We start from the raw sequence: 25,554 nt of genomic DNA, 5'->3' as shown, positions 1-25,554 counted from the left end.
TTAAATCCAACAAACTCGAACAATTAACCAATACTATTATAGTTTTAGCCATTCTGTAATTCTTTACCTGCTGACAAGCTTAATCCTCCTATCTCACCACCGCCACCTTCCCCCGCGCCAAAACTGCGCCCGATTGTGCTACGGTATAAACATACACCCCCTCCGGCAGATGTGCCACCGAAATGGTTTTATGGGTTTCGCCTGCACCAAGAGTAGTTTGCATCACGGTTTGGCCGGTGAGGGAGAGAAGTTTTACCCCTAAATCCCCTGAAGGGGACTTTAAGACATCTGTTAATTCAAATGTTAGGGTGTTTTGGGCGGGATTGGGGTAAATATGTATGGTTTTCTCCCCCTTTAGGGGGCCGGGGGGTAATATTCCCACCGGCCAATCGCAGCCATTGTAGGGCGGGCAGGGGTTGCCGAGGCTGTCGGTGCGGATGACCCAAGCATCTTGATTGTTGGGAAATACCCTGCCGCAAAAGCCTGCCAACATAAAACCGCCATCAGGAGCAGGGGCAAAGTCCCATAAATACTCTGAACGATTGGCTGCCGTTTCGTAGCGGTAGGTTCTGCTCCATAGACTGTCACCCTCCGCGTTGATTTTAAACAGCCAGCCGTCGGCAGAACCACCGCCGGTGCCAAAAGAAGCATTATTGGCAACACACATAAAGTTGCCATCTTCCAAAGGCATGATTTTAGTAATATTCTCACTATACTCTCCCCCATAAGTGCGCACCCACTGCGTAATGCCAAAGGTGTCTGTTTTTAGAATGTAGGCATTGCCGGCAATCTGCCAGGTGGGGGCAGCATATTGATTACCAGTTATCATATAGCCATCCGATACCTGTATTATATGTGAACCGTAAGTAGCAAAATTGTTCCCATAAAACCGTTCCCACAAAACATCGCCCTGTGGGTTGATGCGGATTAGCCAGATTTTAACGGTTTCTGTACCAGGGTAGATACGACTGCCCAATATTAAATACCCTCCGTCTGGTAGTTGCATCAGGTGTTCGCCGGCTTCCGAGTTGTTGTCAGTGCCATAATATCTGTCCCATTCCATATTGCCATCGGAATCTGTTTTGATAAACCATATCCGTGCATAGTCGTTGGGAAAGTTTTGCGAAAAACCTACCAGTGCAAACCCTCCGTCCGAGGTTTGGATAACGTCTTTGGCCCCTGTGATTTTGAGGCCTCCTAAATATTTTCGTAGCCAAATAGTATCACCTTCCAAGCCAAGTTTTAGCAAAGCATAACTGTATTCTGTTGTTTCAAAACTATAATGTGCAGTTGCAGAAACCACAAAATTATCTCCGGATTTGTAGTATATATCGGCATCTATAAAACTTTCATTTAGCTGACCATAGGCACGAGTCCAAATACTATCACCGCAAGCATCTATTCTGGCAAAACACATTTTAGAATTATTGGGTGATAAGTTTAAAGTTGAACCTCCTGTCAGGTAATCATCGTTTTCTAATAATACTATGGATTTGAAAGTATCATAATATCCGTTAAAATCATATAGGTTATCCGGCGAACAATCGGTTTGAGCCTTTAAAGGTATAGGGACGCACAATAAAAAAACTAAAATAAAGTGTGGGTTATTCATAGCGCAAATTATTTGGAGATGAACAATTTGCCCGTTTTAACATTCCCGTCACTTAATTGTAAAGATAGGATATAAATGCCGTTTGCCAGACCAATGGGCAAAGCATAGGCTTCGGAAACATTGATATAGCTCGCTTGCACTTGTCCATATAAATTGTAAAGTGTAAGTCTCTGCCAAGGTTCAACGGTTTTCAGACGAATACTGTGAGTTGCTGGATTGGGATAGAACCAATTTTGTTTTTGTGACAGCGAAGTCTGGTTCGGGCGTTTAGCACTCTGGCCTATTGGCTGAGGAGTTCGGTCGTAGGTTTGCAAACGAGGAATGGCCAACAAAGACTGAATATATGTTGCGGCAACAGTATTGTCGTTTACCGCAAGCTCTTCAAATTCTACAATTTCTTGCTCGGTCAAATCATACAGACTGCGCCCGTCTTTGACCACCAGTTCCAACAGCTTGTAATAATCTTTTAGATAGGCATTTACAACAGTATCAGCATCGAGTAACAGACGGTAGTGCCTGACCAAGGCGGTATCGCCCTGTTGCATGTAAGCGCCCAGCAACATGGTTCTGGCCAGACGGGTATCCAATTCGGTTAAAAAATCAATCGCCTCTTGTTGGGTAGAGTCCTGTTGCAAATAGTATTGCACAGCCTGTGTGGTACGGACAGATAGTTCGTTATCCGAAACCGAATTGTTTCTGATGTCGTCTGCTAGGGCTTCGGGGCTGCCGTCTCCAACGCCTGTCATTCCCTCAAAACCACTTAAATTAGGCAAAGGAGGCAATTGTATTTGGTACTCCTCCCCATGTGTAAGATAGCGGATACATTGTGCTTCAAAAGCAGCCTTAGTATTGCTTTGGGCTATAGTTTGTACCAATGACGTTTCTGTTGGGGTGAGTTGCTTTGCCGTTTGCGCAATGGTTGTTTGTTTCATGTTCCGGTATGATTTGGTTCTTACAAATATAGTTTGTTTGTTTAACTCTTTGCACACGGAATTGTAAGTTGGCGGGAATTTGTTTCGCCAAAACTATGAGGTTTTTAAACACCCTGCCTTTCAGGTTTTTACTTTTCACTTTTAGTTTTTCACTTTTCACTATCGCACCACCGCCACCTTACCCCGCGCCAAAACTGCGCCCGATTGTGCTACGGTATAAACATACACCCCCTCCGGCAGATGTGCCACCGAAATGGTTTTACTCGTTTCCCCTGCACCCAAAGTAGTTTGCAGGACGGTCTGACCGGTGAGGGAGAGAAGGGTAAGGCTCGTTTCGGCTTCGCTCAACGAGCCGGCGGAAAGATCGGGGAACGTGATTTGAAGGGTGTTTTGAGCGGGGTTGGGATAGACGACCACCCCTGCCCCTCCCAAGAGGGGAACCGGTGCTATACCTACCGGCCAATCGCAGCCATTGTAGGGCGGGCAGGGATTGCCGAGGCTGTCGGTGCGGATGACCCATGCGTCTTGATTGTTGGGAAACACCCTGCCACAAAAACCTGCCAACATAAAACCGCCATCAGGAGCAGGCTGAAAGTCCCATAAATACTCTGAGCGGTCTGCTGCAGTTTCGTAGCGGTAAGTTCTGCTCCAGAGGCTGTCGCCCTCCGCGCTGATTTTAAACAGCCATCCATCGGGCGAACCGCCGCCTGTGCCAAAGGTAGAAGTACTTCCTAAAATCATAAAATTCCCATCGGAAAGTTGCATGATTTTGTCAAACTGTTCGTAATAATAACCGCCAAAAGTATGTGACCATTGTGTGATGCCAAAAGTATCTGTTTTTAATACATAAGCATCGCCGTTAGTTTGCCAAGTAGTTCCCGGATGTTGGGTACCCACTAACATATAACCGTCTGACACAGGGATAATATGCGTTCCTCCTGTAAAATAGTTGTTTCCATAAAGCCGTTCCCACAAAACATCGCCTTGGTAATTGGTGCGGATAAGCAAGATACGGTACACTTGGGTGGAATGATTGTATCGGTAGCCCAATATTAAATACCCTCCATCGGGCAGTTGCATCAGGTGTTCTCCACCTTCCGAATTACTGTCAGTGCCGTAATATCTGTCCCATTCTATATTGCCTTCGGCATCGGTTTTGATAAACCAAATTTGTGCATAGTCGTTGGGAAAGTTTTGTGAAAAACCCACCAGCGCAAACCCGCCGTCCGAGGTTTGGATAACGTCTTTGGGACCAGTAACCTTTATGCTGTTCAGATAGGTGCGCAGCCAAACGGTATCGCCGTTCAGGTCAAGTTTCACCAAACCAAATCCGTAAATCTGGGTTATATGGTTGTAATAAGCGGTGGCGGATACTGCAAAATCATCTCCTGATTTGTAGTAAATGTCAGCATCAACAAAACTTTCATAGCTTTGCCCATAGGGAATTGACCATATAGTGTCGCCACATATATCTATTCGGGCATAGTACATATTATAATACCCAACCGTAGAACTCCATGAAGAACCACCTGCTATGTAGTCCCCATTATCTAATAAAGCTAATGATTTGAAAGCCTCTAATTGCCCGTTATAATCATACACTTTACCCGGAACACAGTCGTTTTGAGCCTGTATCAAAAAACCGATGCCGAGAAAAAAAACTGCGAAGTTGCATATTTTTTTCATGACGCAAACTATTTTGAGATGAACAATTTGGCCGTTTGAGTTTGGCCGTTTTCCAGAGTCAATTGGACGATATAAATTCCGTTTTGCAGGTTTTCGGGCAACGACAGACTATTATTTTCAGAAGTATATCCGGCTAATATCTTTCCGAGTAAATTGTAGAGGGTGGCTGTTTTCCATTGCAGGTTAGAAGCAATGTTTATGGTGTTTGTGGCGGGATTGGGATATAACCATGAAGCATTTTTTGACTGGCTTACTTGGTTTGGGCGTTTGTTGCTTTCATTTACAGGTTGCGGAATGCGGTTGTAGGTTTGCAGGCGGGGCATGGCCAGTAACGACTGAATGTAGGTGTCGGTAGAATTGTCGCTACCCATTAGAGATTCAAAATCTGAAGATTCATGCTCGGTCAAATCATACAGACTGCGCCCGTCTTTGACCACATCGTCCAACATTTTGTAGTAGTCTTTCAGGTTGGGATTGACAACAGTGTCAGCGTTCAACAGCAGGCGGTAGTGCCTCACCATAGCGGTATCGGACTGTTGCAGATAGGCACCGAGCAACATGGTTTTGGCTTCGTGGGTGTCTAATTCTGTTAAAAAATCAATCGCCTCTTGTTGGGTAGAGTCCTGTTGCAAATAGTATTGCACAGCCTGTGTGGTACGGACAGACAGTTCGTTATCCGAAACCGAATTGTTTCTGATGTCGTCTGCAAGATCTTCGGGGCTACCGTCTCCAACACCTGTCCCTTCAGAAAAACCGTTTAAATCGGGCAAAGGAGGCAATTGTATTTGGTACTCCTCCCCATGTGTAAGATAGCGGATACATTGTGCTTCAAAAGCAGCCTTAGTATTGCTTTGGGCTATAGTTTGTACCAATGACGTTTCTGTTGGGGTGAGTTGCTTTGCCGTTTGCGCAATGGTTGTTTGTTTCATGTTCCGGTATGATTTGGTTCTTACAAATATAGTTTGTTTGTTTAACTCTTTGCACACGGAATTGTAAGTTGGCGGGAATTTGTTTCGCCAAAACTATGAGGTTTTTAAACACCCTGCCTTTCAGGTTTTTTACTTTTCACTTTTAGTTTTTCACTTTTCACTATCTCACCACCGCCACCTTCCCCCGCGCCAAAGCAACACCGCCGTACTCAACCACATAAATATACAACCCCTCCGGAAGATGTGCCACCGAAATGGTTTTGACGGTTTCTCCCGCCGCAAGGGTGATTTGCAAAACCAACTGACCCGTGAGGTTGTAGAGTTTTACCCCTAAATCCCCTGTTACCCCCCAGCCCCCTGAAGGGGGAGTTTGGCCTTCGGGTAGGGCGAAGGTTAGGGTGTTTTGGGCGGGGTTGGGGTAAATATGTAAGGTTTTCTCCCTCTTTAGGGGGTCGGGAGGTGAAATGCCTACCGTCTGCACAACCACCTCCAGCGTGTAAACCGAAGTATCGGCACAGACTACCAAAGTGAGGGTAGCGGTGTAGCTGCCGTTTTCTTCGTATTCGTGAGTGGGGTGTTCTGCCGAAACCGGCGGGCTGCCGTCGCCGAAATCCCAAACATAGTAGCCGCCTTGGGCAAGGTAACTGTTTTGGCTTAGGTTGGTAAATATGATAGCACCGCTGAAATCCTGGTAACTAAATTCTGCCTGCGGATTGGGAACTACGCCGAAACAGATGGATTGGATTTGGGTGGAGGTATCGTTACAAACGATGGCTTGGAGGGTAACGCCGTAGATGCCCTCCGTCTGGTAGGTGTGGATGAGCGTATCTTGGGTGCAGGGGGCGTAGCCTTGCCCGCAGAGGTAGGGCGGGCTGCCATCGCCCCAATCCAATACGTAATACCCGCCGTCTATGCTGTCGGGATAGGCGTATTGGCTTTGGTTGGTGAACAGGAAACGGCTTGGTACATCGGGGTCTTGCTCTGTGGTAAATGCAGCTTCCGGCATAGTTAGCAAGCCCATGCAGTTGGTTTTGACTATATAGCCCCTCCCCAAAGACCATTGTATGCCGGGGTTGGAGGTGGGAACAATAGTATCTGTACGACCTACTACCACAAACCCGCCTTTGGGAATTGGTACCGGGGTAAAGTCATATCCGTAATCGTTAATTTCTTGTTGACCATATCGCCTATGCCACATCAGATTGCCCAATGAGTCTACTTTGGTGATGAGTAAATCCATACCAGGGTCATCATTTGATTTAATACTGCCAATGGCTACGTATGTAGTGTCCAGAAGGGAGGCCACCTTCACAAATTCACTTCTTTCTTCATTTAAAAAATATTTTTTACTCCATATACTATCACCGGCATTATTGGTCTTTAACAAATGTGCTTTTCTGAATCCACTTTCCCCACAAAGGATTAAACCACTATCTCGGGTCAGAGCCATATCATAACAGGCATCGGTAGTACCGACATCATAAATTCTTTCCCAAGCCATTGTTCCGTTGCTGTTAAACTTAGTTAGATAAAATTCGCCGGATTCGTTGAACAAATAGGCATTGACATACCCTGCGGCATAACAGCCGCCATCATCGGTGGGTAGTACAGCACGAAAGACGCAGTGGTAAGGATATGTCCAATCCGTGTATTCCCAAATCTTTTCTCCGCTTGAGTTAAGTTTAGCGAGGTAGAGTTTATCTCGATTGGGTGATATAAAGGGTGGGGTGTAGTAGCCGCCAATGAATAGGTCGCCTTCGGTGTTTTTGGCAATGGAGTAGCCTAATGAGGCATTGTTGTCGGGGGTAATGTTTTTTAACTCAATTACATTTCCCTCGTTATCAAGGTAAAGCAGAAAAATATAATAATAATTGTCAAATTCGTTTGTAGAAATGTATCCTGTAGCTACATATCCTGTTTCCGTTTTTACCATATCGTAAACGCCAAAATCTCCGCCAATAGTATCTACTTCGTAATATGTTATTGGAGTTTCAAAACCAAATTGGTTTGATTTTGCAAAGTAAGACCACGAAGTGTTAAAAGTGCCATAATCTATGAAATAGCGCCCTATTACAGAAAAAGTAGAATCATTCTCTGTCATCACACAAAAAACATCGTTACCTATGGGTGCATCTAACCTTGTTTCATAATACTTGTTTTGTGAAAACACAGCCCCTCCTAACAAAAAAAGCAAACAACAATATATTGATAGTAACTTTTTCATGTACAATCATTTTGCAAGTATTGCGTCGGTTTTGAAACCAACGCAATACTTAAAGGTAACTAAAATTACCCGTTTACTAATGCATTATCATTACTTTGTAGATAGTAATATTGTTTCCGTTTGTTATCATGCGACAGAAATAAATCCCGTTTGCCCACTGCGAAACATCAATGCTGTATGTGCCACTATTGGGCAGTGTTTGTATATCTTGTACTTTGCCAACTGTATTGTACCACTCTAGAGTAGCTGCTACGTCATCGGTATTTACATAATTCAGCGTAAGTATATCGCTTGCAGGATTAGGGTGTATTTGCAAACTGTTCGAGGCAAACGTACTAACGTTTTTAAAGTTGATATACATCTGCCAATAACCATTTAGTACCTCTTGCGGTAAGGGAGGTAATTGTATTTGGTACTCCTCCCCATGTGTTAGATAGCGGATACACTGTGCTTCAAAAGCAGCTTTGGTATTGCTTTGGGCTATAGTTTGTACCAATGACGTTTCTGTTGGGGTGAGTTGTAATGTGGTTTGCGCAATGGTTGTTTGTTTCATGTTCCGGTATGATTTAGTTCTTACAAATATAGTTTGTTTGTTTAACTCTTTGCACACGGAATTGTAAGTTGGCGGGAATTTGTTTTGCAAAAACTATGAGGTTTTAAACACCCTGCCATTCAGGTTTTTCACTTTTCACTTTTTAGTTTTTCACTTTTCACTATCGCACCACCGCCACCTTACCCCGCGCCAAAACTGCGCCCGATTGTGCTACGGTATAAACATACACCCCCACCGGCAAATGTGCCACCGAAATGGTTTTACTCGTTTCCCCTGCACCCAAAGTAGTTTGCAGGACGGTCTGACCGGTGAGGGAGAGAAGGGTAAGGCTCGTTTCGGCTTCGCTCAACGAGCCGGCGGAAAGATCGGGGAACGTGATTTGAAGGGTGTTTTGAGCGGGGTTGGGATAGACGACCACCCCTGCCCCTCCCAAGAGGGGAACCGGTGCTATACCTACCGGCCAATCGCAGCCATTGTAGGGCGGGCAGGGATTGCCGAGGCTGTCGGTGCGGATGACCCAAGCATCTTGATTGTTGGGAAACACCCTGCCGCAAAAGCCTGCCAACATAAACCCGCCATCAGGAGCAGGCTGAAAGTCCCATAAATACTCTGAGCGGTCTGCTGCAGTTTCGTAGCGGTAAGTTCTGCTCCAGAGGCTGTCGCCCTCTGCACTGATTTTAAACAGCCATCCATCGGGCGAACCGCCGCCTGTGCCAAAGGTAGAAGTACTTCCTAAAATCATAAAATTCCCATCGGAAAGTTGCATGATTTTGTCAAACTGTTCGTAATAATAACCGCCAAAAGTATGTGACCATTGTGTGATGCCAAAAGTATCTGTTTTTAATACATAAGCATCGCCGTTAGTTTGCCAAGTAGTTCCCGGATGTTGGGTACCCACTAACATAAAACCGTCTGACACAGGGATAATATGCGTTCCTCCTGTAAAATAGTTGTTCCCGTAAAACCGCTCCCACAAAACATCGCCTTGTGGGTCGGTGCGGATTAGCCAGATGCGCACCACTTCGGCAGTTACATTGTTGCGCCTGCCCAATATCAGATAGCCCCCGTCAGGTAGTTGCATTAAGTGTTCTCCGCTTTCAGAGTTGCCGTCAGTGCCGTAGTACCTTTCCCATTCCATATTGCCTTCGGCATCGGTTTTGATAAACCATATCCGGGCATAATCGTTGGGGAAATTTTGCGAAAAACCTATCAAGGCAAAACCGCCATCTGAAGTTTGGATAACGTCTTTAGGACCTGAAACCTTTATACTATTAAGATAGGTTCGCAACCATATAGTATCGCCATTCAGGCTGAGTTTCACCATTGCATACCCATACATTTGGGTTACGTGGCTGTAGTAGCTTGAAGTAGAAACCACAAAATTATCCCCGGCTTTGTAGTAAATATCGGCATCTACAAAACTTTCATTTAATTGACCATAGGCATGTGTCCAAATAGTATCACCGCAAACATCTATTCGCGCAAAACACATATTAGAATTACTGGACAATAAATTTAATGTGCCTCCCCCCGTAATATAATCTCCATTGTCTAATTTGACTATAGATTTGAATGCGTCTAAGTATCCGTTAAAGTCATAAACACTACCGGGTACACAATTCGTCTGGGCTGTTGTAATGCAGCAAGTGCTGATTAAAAAAACTATAGAATAGCACAATGTTTTCATGATACTGGTTATTTAAAAATGACCAACTTGGCAGATTGTGTTTGTCCATTTTGTAGGATTAGCCGCACGATATACATGCCATTTGGCAAATTGTCCGGTAGAGGTAGGGGTTGGTTGGCATAAGCATAACCTGCTACTTCGCGCCCATGTAAATTATACAGAGTAGCAGTGTCCCATAGCACATTACTTGCAATGTTGAATGTATGGGTAGCCGGATTGGGATATAACCATGAAGCATTTTTAGGGTGCATTGATTGGTTCGGGCGTTTGCTGCTTTCAGCCGTAGGTTGCGGAACCCGGTTGTAGGTTTGCAGGCGGGGTATGGCCAGTAACGACTGAATGTAGGTGTCGGTAGAATTGTCGCTACCCATTAGAGATTCAAAATCTGAAGATTCATGCTCGGTCAAATCATACAGACTGCGCCCGTCTTTAACCACATCGTCCAACATTTTATAGTAGTCTTTTAGGTTGGGATGAATGGTAGTGTCTTCTTGCAGTAGCAAATCGGAACGTTTTAATGATTTGGAAAAGGTTTGAACAAGCAAATATACTTCTTTTTGGTTTTTTATTTTTCAATGGTCGGTAAGCGGGTGCGACGCTGTCTGCGTTTCCAACGCAAACAGCGTTTTAAATGATACCTACCGCACCACCGCCACCTTACCCCGCGCCAAAACAGCACCACCGTTCTCAACCACATAAATATACAACCCCTCCGGAAGATGCGCCACCGAAACGGTTTTACTCGTTTCCCCTGCGGTAAAGGTTGTTTCGAGGATGGTCTGACCGGTGAGGGAGAGGAGTTTTACCCCTAAATCCCCTGTTACCCCCCAGCCCCCTGAAGGGGGAGTTTGGCTTTCGGGTAAGGTAAAGGTTAAGGTATTTTGGGTTGGGTTGGGATAAACCTGCAACATGCTCTGTAATTCCCCTCCTTGGAGGGGTTGGGGTGGGTTTCCTACCGTTTGCACAACAACCTCTTGCGAATACACCGAAGTATCTCCACAAACGACGAGGGTGAGGGTAACGGTGTAGCTGCCGTTTTCTTCGTATTCGTGGGTGGGGTGTTCTGCCGAAACCGGCGGGCTGCCGTCGCCAAAATCCCAGAGATAGTAGCCGCCTTGGGCAAGGTAGCTGTTTTGGCTTAGGTTGGTAAATATGATGGTGCCGCCGAAATCCTGGTAACTAAATTCTGCCTGCGGATTGGGAACTACGCCGAAACAGATGGATTGGATTTGTGTGGAGGTGTCGTTGCAAACGATGGCTTGGAGGGTAATGCCGTAAATGCCTTCTGTTTGGTAGGTGTGAATGAGCGTATCCTGAATGCAGGGGGCGTAGCCTTGCCCGCAGAGGTAGGGCGGGCTGCCATCGCCCCAATCTAAAATATAATGCCCGCCGTCTATGCTGTCGGGGTAGGCGTATTGGCTTTGGTTGGTAAAGAGGAAGCGGGCGGGCAGGTTGGGGTCTTGGGAAACGGAAAACGCCGCCTGCGGCAGGGTGAGCAAGCCCATGCAGTTGGTTTTGACGATGTACACATCTGCAGTTGATTCTGTTTCTGTTCGACCCACACAAACAAAACCTCCTAAGGGCTTCGGAACTGGGGTGAAATTGTAAAAATAATTGTGTGATAGTCCATAATTGTAAAACCGTGTCCAAATAAGTTCTCCATCAATGCCACGAATTTTCATAATAAATGCTTTCCAAGGAACTCCTATATACTTCACATTACCAATGCAGATAAAATTTTCTCCAGTTTGATAACACTTGACTGTTTCACTTTTGTAACTGTCAATCAAATACTGCATATTCCAAAGAGTATTTCTTTCTGAATCTAACCTTAAAATTGTAGCATACAAACGATTATTATTAACCGGATTTGGCAAATTACTTCCACCTGTGAGCAAAAATCCCTCATCGCAGGTCAATATAGCGTCAGTTAATCTATCTTCATATCCTACACTAAAAGTTTCACTCCATTCAATAAAACCGTCAGGATTGATTTTCAAGATAGCGAAGTTACCCAAATGATATCCAGTAAGTACATTAACATCTGCAACCGCATACACTCCGCCGTCAGATGCGGGAAGCAATTTGTGAATAGCATTCCTGTAATCATACGTGCCATAGTAATTTCGCCAAACTACTTCGCCATTGGTCATTTTTAACAGCCACATTTGGGTTGGGTTTGTGCTTTCAAATGCCTCCCCGCCCACATAATAGGTATTAGTTTCGGGGTAATAGTACATACACATAGCATCTCCTTGATAGGGGAACTCTCTAAGGTCGTAAAAATTTAACAAATTGCCTTGATGGTCAATTTCCGTTAAATACTGGTGGTCGTATGTGTCGTTGGTAATGGGTGCAGCTACCCCGTTGTTCATCCAACCACTTATGGCAAATCCAAATGGAGTTGAAATCATATCTCTACGCACAAAATCACCATACTCTGCACCATAATTAGTTACTATATAATTAGCCAAACGATCGTCAGAAAAAACAATATTTGTCTTTTCTCGGCTGTTAATATCAAAGTAGCTACCACACCCCAAAGCAAAAGTTGTATCGTTAGTGTAAATTATATCTGAAGATGCTTGTATCCAACCCCATGAAATAGTACCTTCGTAGTATTTAGATTGAGCTACAAGCAATTGCATAAGTACAGTCAGAAGTGTTATTATCACTACTTTATTCATAATTACTCATTTTAATAATTAATAATAATGCCTTGCTGCTTAAAGAGGGCAGCAAAGCATTATGAAAATTGCTACTTACCGGAAATCACAAATTTACCGGTGTAAGAAGTGTTTTGGTTGTCTGTCAAGTGGTAGTAGTATAAGCCGGTTTTCCAATGTGCAGTATTTACAGACAGTTTTGCAAGATTGTCTTTTATGATAACTTCTTGTACTTGTATCCCAATGCCATTGTAAATTTTGAGTGAGAAGGGATCCGTACCCTTCAAATTTAGCTGAAAATTAACATATTCGTTTGCAGGATTGGGATATACGGTTACCGATGGCGCATTACTACTGCCCTGATTTTTAAAATGTATATTCCAATTGCCCAAGCTATCGGCTATAATAGGAGGTAGCACAGGTAGTGCGAATACAATTTCTTCGCCATAAGCAGAGTACAGTATTATGCGGGCATCCATTGCAGCAAGGGTATTGGTCGCCGCAATTTCTCTTACCAATGCTTCTTCTTCGGAGGTAATATCGAGGTAAGTCAGGTTGCTTTGCGCCAAAGCGGTTTCTAACTGAACGAGCTGTTTAAATCTATGCGATTCTTCCTCCGTATCGGGCAAAGCGGCTGTAAGACTGCCTGACCTAAAGCCGGAAACAGGGAAAGGATTTTTTTCATTACGCATAAATTGGAGTTTAAATGCGGTTTAAAGAATGTTTTGTTAGTTGGTTTGTGTTCCCCAATTGCTAAATATAGGTGATGCAGATGAATGACGCAGTAATATACAAAAATAGTTGTGTGAGTTGTCAGGAAAAAAAATAAAACATCCTTCAATTTTAGGAGAGGGTCAAAAAATAGGGTTGACTCTAACGTAATGCAGGGGTACTTTGACTTAATGCAGGGGCGCAATGAGTTATTGCAGGGGGACTTTAAGTCAATGCAGGGGTGAATTAACCCAATGCAGGGGTGCATGAAGTCTTTGCAGAGGGGAATTGATTTATTGCAAGGGTGCATTAACCCGATTCAGAGGTGCATTAACCCAATTCAGGGGTGCAATAAGTTTTTGCAGGGGTACATTAAGTCATTGCAGAGGCACAAGGGTTCATTGCAGAGTGGCTTATGGGCTTTGCGAAGGAACAAAAAGCTAATGAAGACCCTGATTTTCGGGTATTGCATGAAAATTTGAACATTCTATTTTAAGACTGCAACAAAGAATGGCAGTAGTTATCTTTAAAAATGTTGTATTTTTATGCCTTATTCCGGCGCTTTAGAAATACCTACTTTTTGAAAGTTTTACCTATTTCAACAAAAATGGCAAGATTAATTTTCGGGTTTTCATTCACTTTGTTAACCCTCATCTGTTTCTGTCAAAACGGTTTTGCTCAAAACGGCGAGAAGCCCAAAGAGAAAGACATTACTTCGAGAATTAGCGCAACGACAGATTTTTCTGTAACCAAGAAGTTCGATTTTGCCTTTTCTCAAGAGGTAAGACTTAACCAAAATTTGGGTAAAGTGAACAGCCACCTGACAGAAGCATCGGTTGGATACAAAGTGTTTAAATGGTTGAACACCGGGCTAACCTACCGGTTTACCAAACGTTTTGAACCGGAAGCGAACAACAAACACCGGCTTTATGGCATTTTAGGCGTTGAATATCAGTTTGAACCCATTAAAACCGAATTTGGTGCAAGAGTAAGGGTAGAAAGAGAGTGGATACATGATGAAGACGGGGTGGAAGGTGACATCAGACCGAGAATTAGTGCTGCATATAAGAACAAAAATATTCGGTTTGAGCCCGGAGTGAGTGCTGAATTTTTTTGGACTAAAAAGCAGGAAGAAACAAAATATGTTTATTCTCGCTATCGTTTGAGAGCCGGATTGGATTACAAAATCACCAAACATCATGAGGTGTCAGGCTATTATGCTTATCAGAGTGAGGAGAAGAAAAAAAGTATAGAGGTTATCCATATTATAGGGCTTTCATACACTTATAAACTAAATTTGTATAAAAAGGGTAAAAAGAAAATACCTTCAAATATATAGTTTGAATATGTCCCAACCATTGATAGGAATAATTATGGGTAGTCAGTCAGATATGCCGGTTATGCAGGCAGCGGCTGATATGCTTCAACAGTTTGGAGTTTTGTACGAAATTACGATTGTTTCAGCACACCGCACACCCTTGCGGATGGTAGAATATGCGCAAAGTGCATACAAAAGAGGGCTGAAAGTAGTTATTGCCGGTGCCGGAGGGGCGGCACATCTTCCGGGCATGACGGCTTCACTCACTGCACTTCCAGTCATAGGCGTTCCCATAAAGTCGAGTAATTCAATTGACGGATGGGACTCTGTTTTGTCTATTCTTCAGATGCCCAACGGGGTGCCGGTTGCTACAGTAGCACTCAATGCTGCCAAAAATGCGGGATTGCTCGCCTTGCAAATTTTGGCAACATCTGACCCTGATATTTATCAAAAAATGTTGGATTACAAATCGGAGCAGGAAAAACTTGTGTTAAAACAGGCTAAGAAGCTTGAAAATGATGAATAATCTGTTTTTGAACTGGCAGAATAAAATTGTCTGTTTTAATAACAACACTGCGTAAATGATCGGGTTTTCATTAACAAATGTTGTTTAAAAAAAATTATACGGTTATTTGTTTTTACCGATAGCACTAAACATAAAAATAGAGCGCACGGTCAAAACATTATTAAACTGACCCGAAGCTCTGAATACGCTGTTGGGATCTTTTCTGACCGGCAACAGGGAATAGGCACCTCGCAAATTTACCCCCCAAACAGGGGTAAACATATAGGAAATGTCTGCAACAATAGACCATTCCCAATTATTAGCCTTGTTTGTACTAAAATAAGACTCGGTTGCATCTATCCCATTTTCAAAATACCTGCTTCTGACCAAACGGCCAAGGGCAAAGCCGGCACCAAACGTAAATCCGCCTTTCCGGTCGTGAAACTTGGCAATTACCGGAATTTCGGCATAATCTAGTATAATTTTAAAATCAAACGGATTATTAGCCGTGATCACTGCCCTACTCCCTTTTTGAGCAAAGAGCAATTCAAATCCGACTGACCAACGGTCGGTAAAAGGCAATTCCGACAAAAATCCGGTGTTTACCCCAAACTTGTTATATCCACCTATATTATCGCCATCTATTTGAGAAAAATTTACCCCTCCTGCAATACCCGCCCTGAATGTTTGGGACTGTACATTCAGACAAAAAAATATAAGCAGCAGGAAGTAACAAGATGTCTTTTTCATAAGTAAAATGGTGTTAATTAGAGAGCCAAGATAAGCCTTTTATTCTGTTTGGAACATAACCCCGCACAATGCAAGTTGTGATGGATTGATAACAACGAAAGTATGGCAAGGTTGATTTTAGGTAGCTATTTACGATGGTTGGTAACGAAAATATAACAAGCGCCGTATGTGCGGCATATTGGGAGCAACAGATATACAAGAAGTAATTTTGTCCCGTTGGGACATAATATAACTTCACCGGTGCTGTGTTACCAACATAACAACCCTAACGGGTTTAGCTTTTCTATACCTCCTAAGTTGTTGCGTTTATAGAAGGTATAGAATTGTTCTCAATTCACCCATAAATAGCTGTACGATAAATTTCTCCCCTCCAATATTCAATTAAATACCGGTAAAGTTTTGTGAAATACTTTTTGTTGTAATTTTAATGCTAATTAGCCCCGGCATTTTGAATTTGACTCATTCGGGAATTTAATCAGGACGGTAATAAATAGCGATTTCTGAAAGTATCAAATGCAAACAGGCTTATACTCACACTCTAAACTAAAGTTTTATGCGAATTTTAAAAATTGTCCTCTACGGGCTGGCCGGATTAGCCGCATTGTTATTGGTTGTTGCGTTATTATCACCGGGTTCTTATCGGGTCGAAAAATCAATTGAAATAAACAGTCCGATTGAGAGCGTTTTTCTTCAGGTTGCAAACTATAACCATTTCAGAAAATGGAATCCATGGTCTTTATCAGACCCTAAAGCAATCTATACTGTTACCGGAATTCCTGCAACAGCAGGACATCAGTATGAATGGAATGGTGAAAATGTCGGAATCGGCAAGTTAACGATGACCGAAGTTATTCCCAACAAATCCGTAGCTGCAAAGTTGACTTTTGTTGAACCGCACGTTTCGGGTGCAGACGATAACTGGACCTTTGAAACCACTGCATCGGGAGGCACTAAGGTAGTTTGGGTCAATTCCGGCAATCTTAGTTTTCCGGTCGAACGTCTTTTTGGCTTGTTTTTACGAGGCATGTTAAATAAACAGTTTGAAGAAGGCCTAAACAACCTCAAAAAAATCAGCGAAACAGGTAAATTATAGTTATATTAGTTGGATTAGCTTGATACTTTGCGTTTTTTTCCAAAAAAATAATCCTGGTTGATGCTTTCTACTAAAAGCAATATTGCTGCTAAACATCCCCTAAATATTTGGCTATGAAAAAAAAACTGATGTTGATGGTATGTATCTGGTTGCTCAATGATGCTTCAACCCTATGGGGGCAAGTGCCGACCGTATGGCAACCACAGGGAATTGGAGGTGGAGGGGCATTGTTTTTTCCAAAAATAAACCCTGACAATGACAACGAGTTTTATATCAGTTGCGATATGAGTCAGTTGTTTCACACTACCGATTTTGGACTAACTTATTCTCAATTGCATTTTCAGCAATTGACGGCAATGAATATATCTACTTATGAGTTTACCAATAATCCCAATATTGCTTATTCCATTTACAACGACGGCAACGATGGATATCCGGTTAAAACCATCAACGGCGGAACAACCTGGACGGCATTACCGGGTTATGACACTGATTTAGGGGCAGTTTACCGTTTGGTGTCTAACTACAACAACCCCAATCAATTGTTGATGAACTATTATGGCGATATTGTTTTCAGCAACAACGGAGGCACTTCGTTTACACTGGTCAAACATGCAGCCGATATGGGTGCAGGAATCATCATGGGCGGCGCATTTTTTGAAGGGAACAATATCTATATCGGCACAAACGAAGGCATTTTTTATTCCACAACTTCAGGAAGTTCGTTTACCCAAATGCCCAATACCGGCATTCCATCAAGCCAACGGTTATGGCAATTTTCGGCAGCAAAGGCTGGGGCTACCCTTCGGTTTTTATGCGTAGCAGGTAATAGCGGCGATATATACAACGGTTTGATGACCTGGGACTATTATGGTGTAGCGGCAGGAGTATATACAATGGACAACTTGTCGGGAACCTGGGTTTCCGCCTCATCGGGCATCAACTTGTCCAACGACTTTGTGATGTATTGCGGCATGGCCTGGAATGATGTCAACACCATGTATCTCGGTGGAAGCGATGGTGATCTTTCTGCTCCGATGATTTTAAAATCAACTAATGGCGGCTCAAGTTGGACCAAAGTATTTTTGTCCACCAACAACCAAAACATTCAAACCGGATGGAGTGGCTGGCAGGGAGATAAAAACTGGAGCTGGGGAGAATCGACCTTTGGAATAGCCGTAGCTCCATTCAACGCAAACAAAGTATTGTTTGGTGATTTTGGGTTTGTGCATACCACCTCTGATGGTGGTGCTAATTGGACACAAGCATATATCAATGAAGCAGACGAGCATCCTGCCGGAAGCCCGACTCCCAAAAATCAGACTTATCACAGCATCGGGCTTGAAAACACCACCTGTTGGCAGGTATTTTGGGTAAACAGCAATATTATGATGGGAGCTTTCAGCGATATAGGCGGAATCAGAAGTGCCGATGCCGGTGAAACCTGGGGATACACCTATTCCGGCTTTTCGGTCAATTCGCTATACAGGATTGTGCAAACCACAGGCGGCACTTTGTTTGGCGGAACATCCAACATTCACGATATCTACCAAAGTACCTATTTGCAAGACTCGCGGTTAGATGTAGCAGATGGTAACGGTAAAATCATTTATTCAACCGATAACAGCAGTACCTGGGTAACTATGAAAAACTTTGGGCATCCGGTATTTTGGTTAGCCTTAGACCCCAACAATCAAAACCGGTTGTATGCTTCGGTCATTCACTACGGCGGTGGTGGTGCCGGCAGTCAGGGCGGTATCTGGGTAACAGAAAATGCCAATCTTTTTGCTGCATCTACCTGGACCAAACTTCCCAACCCTCCAAGAACCGAAGGGCATCCGGCAACTGTTATTGTGTTAAATGATGGTAATGTCGTCTGCACTTATTCGGGCAGAAGAAACTCAGGAGGAACATTTACCGCAAGTTCAGGAGTGTTTATGTATAACCCTTCCCTCGGAACATGGTCAGACCTCAGTCATACAGGCATGTATTACTGGACTAAAGATATTGTAATAGACCCCAACGACCCTACTCAAAACACCTGGTATGTTTGTGTGTTTAGTGGTTGGGGAGGACCTCCAAACGGATTAGGCGGACTTTACCGCACCACCAACCGCGGTAATTCATGGACGAAACTCACCGGCTCTCAGTTTGACCGTGTAACCTCCATCACCTTTAACCCTCAAAATACCTCGCAAGTATATCTCACAACCGAAACTCAAGGGCTTTGGGTAACCGGCAATATCAGCGCAACTACCCCAACCTGGAACTTAGTGGACAGCTATCCTTTCAGACAACCAGAGCGGGTCTATTTTAACCCCTACGACCAAAACGAAGTTTGGGTGTCGAGTTTTGGAAACGGAATGAAAATGGGCAGCGTCTGTACCCTGACTCCCGAAATTACAGGAACCGTCAATGTATGCCAAAATAATTCTTATACCTATTCTGTTGTGCCCGGTCCGGCAGGAACCAACTATCAATGGACTGTAACCGGTGGAGTCATAACCTCGGGGCAAGGAACAAGCAGCATCACCGTTTTGTGGAACGTGGGAACAACCGGTACAGTTGGAATCATTCAATCAGAATGATTTAATCTTGAAAATCGGTCAATAAACATAATACTCCTATTTGCCTTCTTTAAAAATAAGATATTCTCCAAGTACCCAAAAAAACAAATAACGTTACCTTCGCAACTTGATTAACCATTGTTTAATAATGAAACACAACGATATGAAACGCAATTTTCTTTGGAGTCTTCTTTATTTTTACCCTTTGACTTTATTGCTTTCCTGCGATGACGGGAAAGAACAACCCTGGGAATTTTTTGAACGATTACCCGGCACCTGGCAACTTCAGGGAAAGCCGGTTACTGAAGTCTGGAAAAAAGGGGAGAAAAAACACGAATACACTGCAGTGGTGATGGAAACTCTTCAATCGGAAAATCTCCAGACTAAAGAGGTAGTGCGGGAAGAAATCAAAGTGGACAAAGAAAACGGAGAGGTGTATTACTATGCAAAGGTTTATGGCCATAACGAAGACAACACCGTTCCTTTTAAACTTATCAGTTTTACCAAAGACAAAGTGGTGTTTGAAAACAAGCGGCACGATTTCCCTCATAAAATTACTTATGAGTTTACCTCTGATCAATCTTTGCGTGCTGAAATAAGCGGCACTATGAACGGAAAAGAAGAATCTTTTCTGTTTGAATACCAAAAAAAGTTGTAAGGCGATCAATATTCTACCGGATTAGTGTAACATTGCCCTTAAACTCCTCTACCTTACCACTAACCAAGGTTACAGTTCCGTAATAAACATATACACCAATCGGGCAATCCTCCCCCTTAAAGGCACCGTTCCATGGAGCGGTCAGGCTATTGCTTGAAAAAACTTTTTCTCCCCAACGGTTGTAAACATAAAGCGATACGGCGGTGATATTTTCCGGTGGAGTAATCACCATAAACGCATCATTTCTGCCATCGGCATTTGGCGAAAAAGCCGAAGGTATAGCATAGGGTGCAACCGGATCTTCAGCTACAACTACCGTAACAATGCCCTTACAACCGTTAGCATCCGTAACCGTCAACCCATAGCTGCCCGGTTCAGAAACAGTGATGCCCGGCGAAACAGCACCGTTGCTCCATTGGTATGCGGTATAATTGCTGTCAGATTGCAGGGTGGTGGAAAAGCCCGTAAAAAATCTCAGATCTCCGGTGATGGAGGGCGTAGGTGGTGTGAGCAGACTAACCGTCGCTGCATCAGTGGCTGTTGCCACACAACCACCTATTATTTCGGTTACGGTAACACTGTATATACCGGGAGTTGACACATTGACAGACGGAGCAATTGACCCGTCAGACCATAAATAGGAAGTGTAATTGCCGTCGGTTGGGGAAAGTAAAAACGAAGCATCCGGACAAATTGCCACATCCGGCAGGTTGACTATCGTGCTGACTGTGGTCAGGGTTACATTGGCAGTTGCCGTTGCAAAAGCCTGACATCCGTTGACCATCTGACTGACGGTTACTCCGTAATTTCCGGGAGAAGAAACGTTAATAGAAGGGGTAGTCGCCCCGTTTGACCACAAATAGGTATCATAACTACTGTCAGTTGCAAGAGTTGCAACTCCATCGGGACAGATAACTGCATCAGGTACCAACACCTGTGAGGTAACACTGATCACTTCTACGGTAACAGAAACCTGAACAGAACATCCGTCGTCGTTGCTCACACTGACTATGTAAGTGGTTGTTTGCGAGGGTGAGGCAACCGGAGTCGGGCTTGTAGGGTCATCCAACCCGTCAAAAGGAAACCACAAAAAAATGTTGCCATTGGTTGAGTTGACTTCTAATTGAACCGATTCGCCCTGACAAACGGGCGCAACCGGAGCGGCTGTTGCCGTTACTGTCTGAGTAACAAAAATGGTAACCTCGTCTGAATCCTGACAATTGACGATTGGATTAATAACTGTCAGTGTGTAAGTAGTTGTTTGTGTCGGCGAGGCAATAGGGTTCAGGATATTGGGATTGCTCAAACCTGTAGCAGGCGACCATTGATAAACGGTTCCGTTAAATGCGGCTCCTTCCAGCATAATACTGGCTCCCAAACACATTGTAATATCTGCACCTGCCGAAGAATTTGCCTGCGCCAATACTACAGCGCAATTGGTTACATTAAACTGAAAATCGCGCAGGTTGGTGCTCAACAATACTCCGTCCCGGTATTCGTGCACGCAAACACCCACTACAAACTGTCCGATTTGATTGGGAAATGCGTTGAGCAAACCGGTAACGGGGTCAATACTCATCACGGGCGTTCCTCCCAATTGGTCTGTGGCTGTGTAAGGTGCAAGAAAAGTGATTGGGGTATAAGGAGGATCTGATGCGTTTAAGGGTTGAGGGTCGAGGTTGGTTGCTCCTGAAAAAGGGTTGCAAATTGTGTAAACCAATGAGTCGCCATCTGCATCGGTAGCCGAATGATCGAACACCAACGGGCTGTTGGCACAGATGGCTATGGGCGGGAAATTATTAAACACCGGCGAACTGTTGTTGCAAGGATTTAGGGCACTTTGGGGAACATTGGCCACATAGGTTGAGCCGGTGCCTCCCGGGTTGACAATGTTGACAATAGTGTTGTTGCGGCAACATCGCTGATAGACAATCTGATAACCTCCGGCAAGGAAGGGCAAATTGACGTTGGTTTGGTAAAAGCCTTCCTCAACACATACGTCCGGAACGGTTTCAATACATAGCCCGTCGGTAGTAATAGGTAATTGAGTGATGACGGGGCTAAACATATCAACTGACTGGACGATATCGCCCGATGAATTAAATATAGTGATATAAGCCGGGTTGTCAAATTCTGCGCAGGCAATACAATAACAATCGCGGTAAATCACCAAAGTTATCCTGAACTGATTACCTCCTATACATTCATAAGTCAACTCACCGCCCACGAGGTGGGCGGCATTTGCTTTTTTCGGAACAAAAGCCAGGATACTAAATAGCAGGAAACTGAAAACAATCAGGGTTGTGTTTGACTTCATAAGAGGTTTGGCTATTGTGGTTGGTGTGATATGGGCAAAGGCGGTTATCTTTCATACGCTTTGTGTTGAGCAGCATAGTAACAAAGTTACTACAATTTGAATTGATAGATTCATCCTGTTGACTAATATCCGACAATCACCAATATTTTTCGGTGAATATGAAGTGTTTGGCTATGTTTGAGTATATGTCGTATTTTAAGCGGGTTTGTTCAATACCAGTATCCCAGCATATCCAGTTCGCCGTCTTCCCAAAGTTTATCTCCAATGCTTTTCACCATCAGACAGCAGTCATCCACCTGTTCATAGCCCAATCCGCAGTTTTTACCCTCGTTAATTTTAAGCCAGGCTACCTTTTGCAGGGTTGCTTTATACCCTAAACGCTCGTAAAACGAGGGCTTATCAGTTACAAGAAACAGAAAATCAATATTGTTTGCATGATTTTTGGCGAGTTGCTCAAATGCGAGCATGAGCCTTGTTCCATATCCCTTGCCCTGACAGGAAGGGTGAACTGCCAGATCTATCACACCAAAAACCGTTACCAAAGCATTATTCAGATTCATCACCCGGAAATCTATGCCAAGTTGCCCGATAATTTTATTGTCCTCCGACAAAATAAGGCGGTGATGTGGCAATTGTTTATAGTAAATCCTGCCATTGTACCCGGCTTCCGGAAAACAAGCAGGCAGCAGTGCGCGGAGTTCTGCTTTGGCAGAATCGGTCAGATGAAATTCGCTGACTAAATCTATGGTTACAGTAGGGGGCATTGTGGCGTTTTTGTGCGGTAATATCTGAGGTTTTAGGAGCACTTCCAAACTCAGACAGGCGTAGCCACCAATTTGTCGTTATTCAACACGGGCGGTTTTCCGGCAAGCCATTCTTTTTCGTTTTCCGGTGTCAGGATCATGGGCATCCGTTTTTTGGAGTTGTGAATTTCGCTCATCAAAGCATTGGCCTCCATTGTCAGAATAGCGTAGGAGCAGATGACTTCTCCTGTGGACCGGTCAATCCACTCGCTCCAAATTCCTGCAAAGGCGAACGCTTCATTTCCGGGCAAGGTGAGGAAATATTTTTGCTTTTTTTTACCCTTTTCGTCCAACCACTGCCATTCAAAAAAGCCGTCTGCAAGCACTAAGCACCTGTTGTTTGCCGAGATTCTGAAAGCCGGTTTTTCAAATATGGTTTCGCTTCGGGCGTTCAGCGTGTTTTTTTTAATACTGTCGTCTTTTGCCCAAGGTGGTATTAACCCCCAATGAAACAGTTGTATGGTGTTTGGGGCAAGGTGGGTAATGACCGGTGTTTGGGGATGCTGAAACCCGTTGTAAACTGCCGGTTGGTATCGGGCTTTGTTTTCAAACCTGGCATCAAAGCGGTGTTCCAGTTCCTGAGCCGATTTAGATTGTTGAGAGTGAAAGCACATTAGATTTAATTAGAGGTGGATGGTGATGATGTCGCTCAGTTTGGTGGTGTATCGGGGAGAAAGTCTTTCCTGTTTCATTTTCCAAATCCGCTTGGTATCCTGCGAGCCTAACCTTATTTTTTGTTGTCCGTAGGCGGTATTAAGCCTGTCCATCACCTGCATCAGCGGAACATGCCTCGAATCGCTGTTTTCAAAAAAGGTGAGTTGTGTGGCATTTTCAGGGGTGAAATCCTGTACAATAACCCCTGCTTTTTTGTAGCGATAACCCGATTTAAAAATACGCTTCAATGCCTGTATAGCAAACTTCGACAGTTCGATGCTCGAATTGGTGGGGAAAGGCAGTTTAACCACAATGTTGCGGCTGTATTGGGGCAGGTCTTTCCGGTGTCCGTTGGTGTGGATAAATACCATTAAAGAGTTGCAGCGCGAATGTTGCCGGCGCAGCTTTTCGGCACACGAAGCCGCAAAAGTAGATACCCGTTCCTGTAGTTGGTCAAATCCGGTATAGTTTTTTTCGAACGAGCGGGTGGTGGCGATGTTTTTCTTGGGCTGCACATCTTCCAGTTCAATAGTCGGGATGCCTTGCAGGTCGCGTTTCAGGCGCAATCCTACGATGGTCAGGTGCTTTTTTACCCACACCTCGTCAAGTTGGGTAAAGTCATAAGCCGTTTTTACCCCAATGCCATTCAGCCGTTTTGAGTGTTGCCTGCCAATTCCCCAAACGTCTTCTACCTTCAACCATTTCAGCACTTTGATGCGTTTTTCCTCGCTGTCAATGATATAGACCCCCCCGGTGCGTTGGGGAAATTTTTTGGCGATCCGGTTAGCGGCTTTTGCCAATGCTTTTGTGGGAGCAATGCCAATACTGATGGGTATTCCCGTCCATTTGAGCACCTTGCTGCGCATCCGCCCTCCATATTCCTGCAAATCGTACCGCTCAAATCCGGTTAACTTTAAAAAAGCCTCGTCAATACTGTATATTTCCATATCGGGGCTGTACTCGCCCAATACGCTCATCACGCGATGGCTCATATCGCCATATAAAGCGAAGTTTGCAGAAAATACCTGCACATTATGTTCATCAAACAATGCCTGATATTCAAACGCCGGCGCACCCATCGGAATATTCAACGCCTTGGCCTCGTTGCTGCGGGCAATCACACAGCCATCGTTGTTGGACAACACCACCACAGGCTTGCCGATGAGGTCGGGACGGAATACCCGCTCGCACGAAGCGTAAAAATTATTGCAATCAACAAGGGCAAACATTATACGGATTTAATGACGTGGGTAACTACCCCCCAAATTTTCAAATCGTTAAATTCTTCAACTTTAATCGGACTATAGCTGACATTTGCCGGCATTAGCCATAGTTCCCTTTTCAGAATTTTGATTTTTTTCAGGGTAAACTCCCCGTCAATATAACAAACCGCTACCTTCCCGTCAACCGGCTCAATGCTTTTGTCTATCACCAACAAATCTCCGTCGTGTATTCCCGCGTCTCTCATCGAATCGCCTTTTACCCTGCCATAAAAAGTGGCAGACGGGTGTTTGACTAAATGCTTGTTCAGGTCAATGGTCAGATCAATAAAGTCGAGTGCCGGCGATGGGAAACCCGCACTGATGCCTGCCGACAAATAGGGCAACTCTAATTCCGAATCGGTCAGGGCGGAATAAATGTCTAAGGTCGGGCTTGTATGTAGTTTTAAGGGCGGTGGGGGCATAGTAATGTTGTTTAAGAATTATCCGGCCTTTAAAACAAACCGGTATTGTTCTCAAAAATACACCATTAAAAACAAAAAACAAGCAAACGTGGCAACATTTAAAAAACATTTAACCGGCAGAAAAGTGGAAAACACAATGCTAAAAAACGTAGCCAAAATATTTAAGGGGCGAAATCTTGACTACCAAAGTGCATAAATAAAAGGC

General features: G+C 44.0%; 21 protein-coding genes. 5 read left to right on the top strand and 16 right to left on the bottom strand.

What is annotated here, in order from left to right; translation table 11 throughout:
- Positions 1-88 precede the first annotated feature (88 nt).
- From IPM47_09630 to IPM47_09585, 10 genes are all read right to left on the bottom strand, one after another.
- Positions 89-1,612 (bottom strand): T9SS type A sorting domain-containing protein, encoded by a 1,524-nt coding sequence (locus IPM47_09630; GenBank protein ID QQS31154.1) that lies wholly within the window; start codon positions 1,610-1,612, stop codon positions 89-91.
- 8 nt (positions 1,613-1,620) lie between these two features.
- Positions 1,621-2,544, bottom strand: coding sequence for a T9SS type A sorting domain-containing protein (locus tag IPM47_09625; GenBank protein QQS31153.1), 924 nt, complete (start codon positions 2,542-2,544; stop codon positions 1,621-1,623).
- A 159-nt stretch (positions 2,545-2,703) separates the two neighbouring features.
- Entirely contained in the window at positions 2,704-4,230 is a 1,527-nt protein-coding gene (locus IPM47_09620) for a T9SS type A sorting domain-containing protein (GenBank protein ID QQS31152.1), read from the bottom strand.
- An 8-nt stretch (positions 4,231-4,238) separates the two neighbouring features.
- Positions 4,239-5,159 (bottom strand): T9SS type A sorting domain-containing protein, encoded by a 921-nt coding sequence (locus tag IPM47_09615; protein QQS31151.1) that lies wholly within the window; start codon positions 5,157-5,159, stop codon positions 4,239-4,241.
- Positions 5,160-5,319: 160 nt separating this feature from the next.
- Positions 5,320-7,383, bottom strand: a complete 2,064-nt coding sequence (locus tag IPM47_09610; protein ID QQS31150.1) for a T9SS type A sorting domain-containing protein — start codon at positions 7,381-7,383, stop codon at positions 5,320-5,322.
- A gap of 76 nt (positions 7,384-7,459) precedes the next feature.
- Positions 7,460-7,936 (bottom strand): T9SS type A sorting domain-containing protein, encoded by a 477-nt coding sequence (locus IPM47_09605; protein QQS31149.1) that lies wholly within the window; start codon positions 7,934-7,936, stop codon positions 7,460-7,462.
- A 160-nt stretch (positions 7,937-8,096) separates the two neighbouring features.
- On the bottom strand, positions 8,097-9,623 hold the full coding sequence (locus IPM47_09600) for a T9SS type A sorting domain-containing protein (protein QQS31148.1): 1,527 nt from the start codon (positions 9,621-9,623) through the stop codon (positions 8,097-8,099).
- Between the two features lie 8 nt (positions 9,624-9,631).
- Positions 9,632-10,126, bottom strand: a complete 495-nt coding sequence (locus IPM47_09595) for a T9SS type A sorting domain-containing protein (protein ID QQS31147.1) — start codon at positions 10,124-10,126, stop codon at positions 9,632-9,634.
- A 135-nt stretch (positions 10,127-10,261) separates the two neighbouring features.
- Positions 10,262-12,310 (bottom strand): PKD domain-containing protein, encoded by a 2,049-nt coding sequence (locus tag IPM47_09590; GenBank protein QQS31146.1) that lies wholly within the window; start codon positions 12,308-12,310, stop codon positions 10,262-10,264.
- A gap of 71 nt (positions 12,311-12,381) precedes the next feature.
- Positions 12,382-12,981 (bottom strand): T9SS type A sorting domain-containing protein, encoded by a 600-nt coding sequence (locus IPM47_09585; protein ID QQS31145.1) that lies wholly within the window; start codon positions 12,979-12,981, stop codon positions 12,382-12,384.
- A gap of 626 nt (positions 12,982-13,607) precedes the next feature.
- Between IPM47_09585 and IPM47_09580 the strand changes: the two genes are divergently transcribed.
- Together IPM47_09580 and purE are read left to right on the top strand one after the other, a co-directional pair.
- Complete coding sequence (locus tag IPM47_09580; protein ID QQS31144.1) at positions 13,608-14,339, top strand: DUF2490 domain-containing protein; 732 nt, start codon at positions 13,608-13,610, stop codon at positions 14,337-14,339.
- A 7-nt stretch (positions 14,340-14,346) separates the two neighbouring features.
- Complete coding sequence (purE, locus tag IPM47_09575) at positions 14,347-14,844, top strand: 5-(carboxyamino)imidazole ribonucleotide mutase (protein QQS31143.1); 498 nt, start codon at positions 14,347-14,349, stop codon at positions 14,842-14,844.
- 102 nt (positions 14,845-14,946) lie between these two features.
- On the opposite strand, the gene IPM47_09570 is transcribed toward purE, so the two are convergent.
- Entirely contained in the window at positions 14,947-15,573 is a 627-nt protein-coding gene (locus tag IPM47_09570) for a PorT family protein (GenBank protein QQS31142.1), read from the bottom strand.
- A 553-nt stretch (positions 15,574-16,126) separates the two neighbouring features.
- Between IPM47_09570 and IPM47_09565 the strand changes: the two genes are divergently transcribed.
- The 3 genes from IPM47_09565 (at position 16,127) to IPM47_09555 (ending at position 19,891) form a co-directional block, all read left to right on the top strand.
- Entirely contained in the window at positions 16,127-16,666 is a 540-nt protein-coding gene (locus IPM47_09565; protein ID QQS31141.1) for an SRPBCC family protein, read from the top strand.
- 113 nt (positions 16,667-16,779) lie between these two features.
- Positions 16,780-19,254 (top strand): hypothetical protein, encoded by a 2,475-nt coding sequence (locus IPM47_09560; GenBank protein QQS31140.1) that lies wholly within the window; start codon positions 16,780-16,782, stop codon positions 19,252-19,254.
- A gap of 127 nt (positions 19,255-19,381) precedes the next feature.
- Positions 19,382-19,891: a hypothetical protein gene (locus IPM47_09555; GenBank protein ID QQS31139.1), complete on the top strand. Its 510-nt coding sequence runs from the start codon at positions 19,382-19,384 to the stop codon at positions 19,889-19,891.
- A gap of 13 nt (positions 19,892-19,904) precedes the next feature.
- Here the strand turns inward: IPM47_09555 and IPM47_09550 are convergent, their stop codons facing one another.
- From IPM47_09550 to umuD, 5 genes are all read right to left on the bottom strand, one after another.
- Positions 19,905-22,208 carry a gliding motility-associated C-terminal domain-containing protein gene (locus IPM47_09550; GenBank protein ID QQS31138.1) on the bottom strand — a complete coding sequence of 768 codons (2,304 nt, stop codon included), beginning with the start codon at positions 22,206-22,208 and terminating at the stop codon, positions 19,905-19,907.
- A 209-nt stretch (positions 22,209-22,417) separates the two neighbouring features.
- Positions 22,418-22,972, bottom strand: a complete 555-nt coding sequence (locus IPM47_09545) for a GNAT family N-acetyltransferase (GenBank protein QQS31137.1) — start codon at positions 22,970-22,972, stop codon at positions 22,418-22,420.
- A gap of 50 nt (positions 22,973-23,022) precedes the next feature.
- A complete protein-coding gene (locus IPM47_09540) occupies positions 23,023-23,625 on the bottom strand; it encodes an SOS response-associated peptidase (protein ID QQS31136.1) in 603 nt (200 codons plus the stop codon).
- A 9-nt stretch (positions 23,626-23,634) separates the two neighbouring features.
- Positions 23,635-24,894 carry a Y-family DNA polymerase gene (locus IPM47_09535; GenBank protein QQS31135.1) on the bottom strand — a complete coding sequence of 420 codons (1,260 nt, stop codon included), beginning with the start codon at positions 24,892-24,894 and terminating at the stop codon, positions 23,635-23,637.
- Positions 24,894-25,349: a translesion error-prone DNA polymerase V autoproteolytic subunit gene (gene umuD / locus IPM47_09530; GenBank protein ID QQS31134.1), complete on the bottom strand. Its 456-nt coding sequence runs from the start codon at positions 25,347-25,349 to the stop codon at positions 24,894-24,896. The genes IPM47_09535 and umuD overlap by 1 nt, the downstream gene beginning before the upstream one ends.
- Positions 25,350-25,554 lie beyond the last annotated feature (205 nt).

Source organism: Sphingobacteriales bacterium (genome assembly GCA_016700115.1).
GTDB lineage: Bacteria > Bacteroidota > Bacteroidia > Chitinophagales > UBA2359 > UBA2359.
This window is presented reverse-complemented; position numbering and strand designations above follow the sequence as displayed.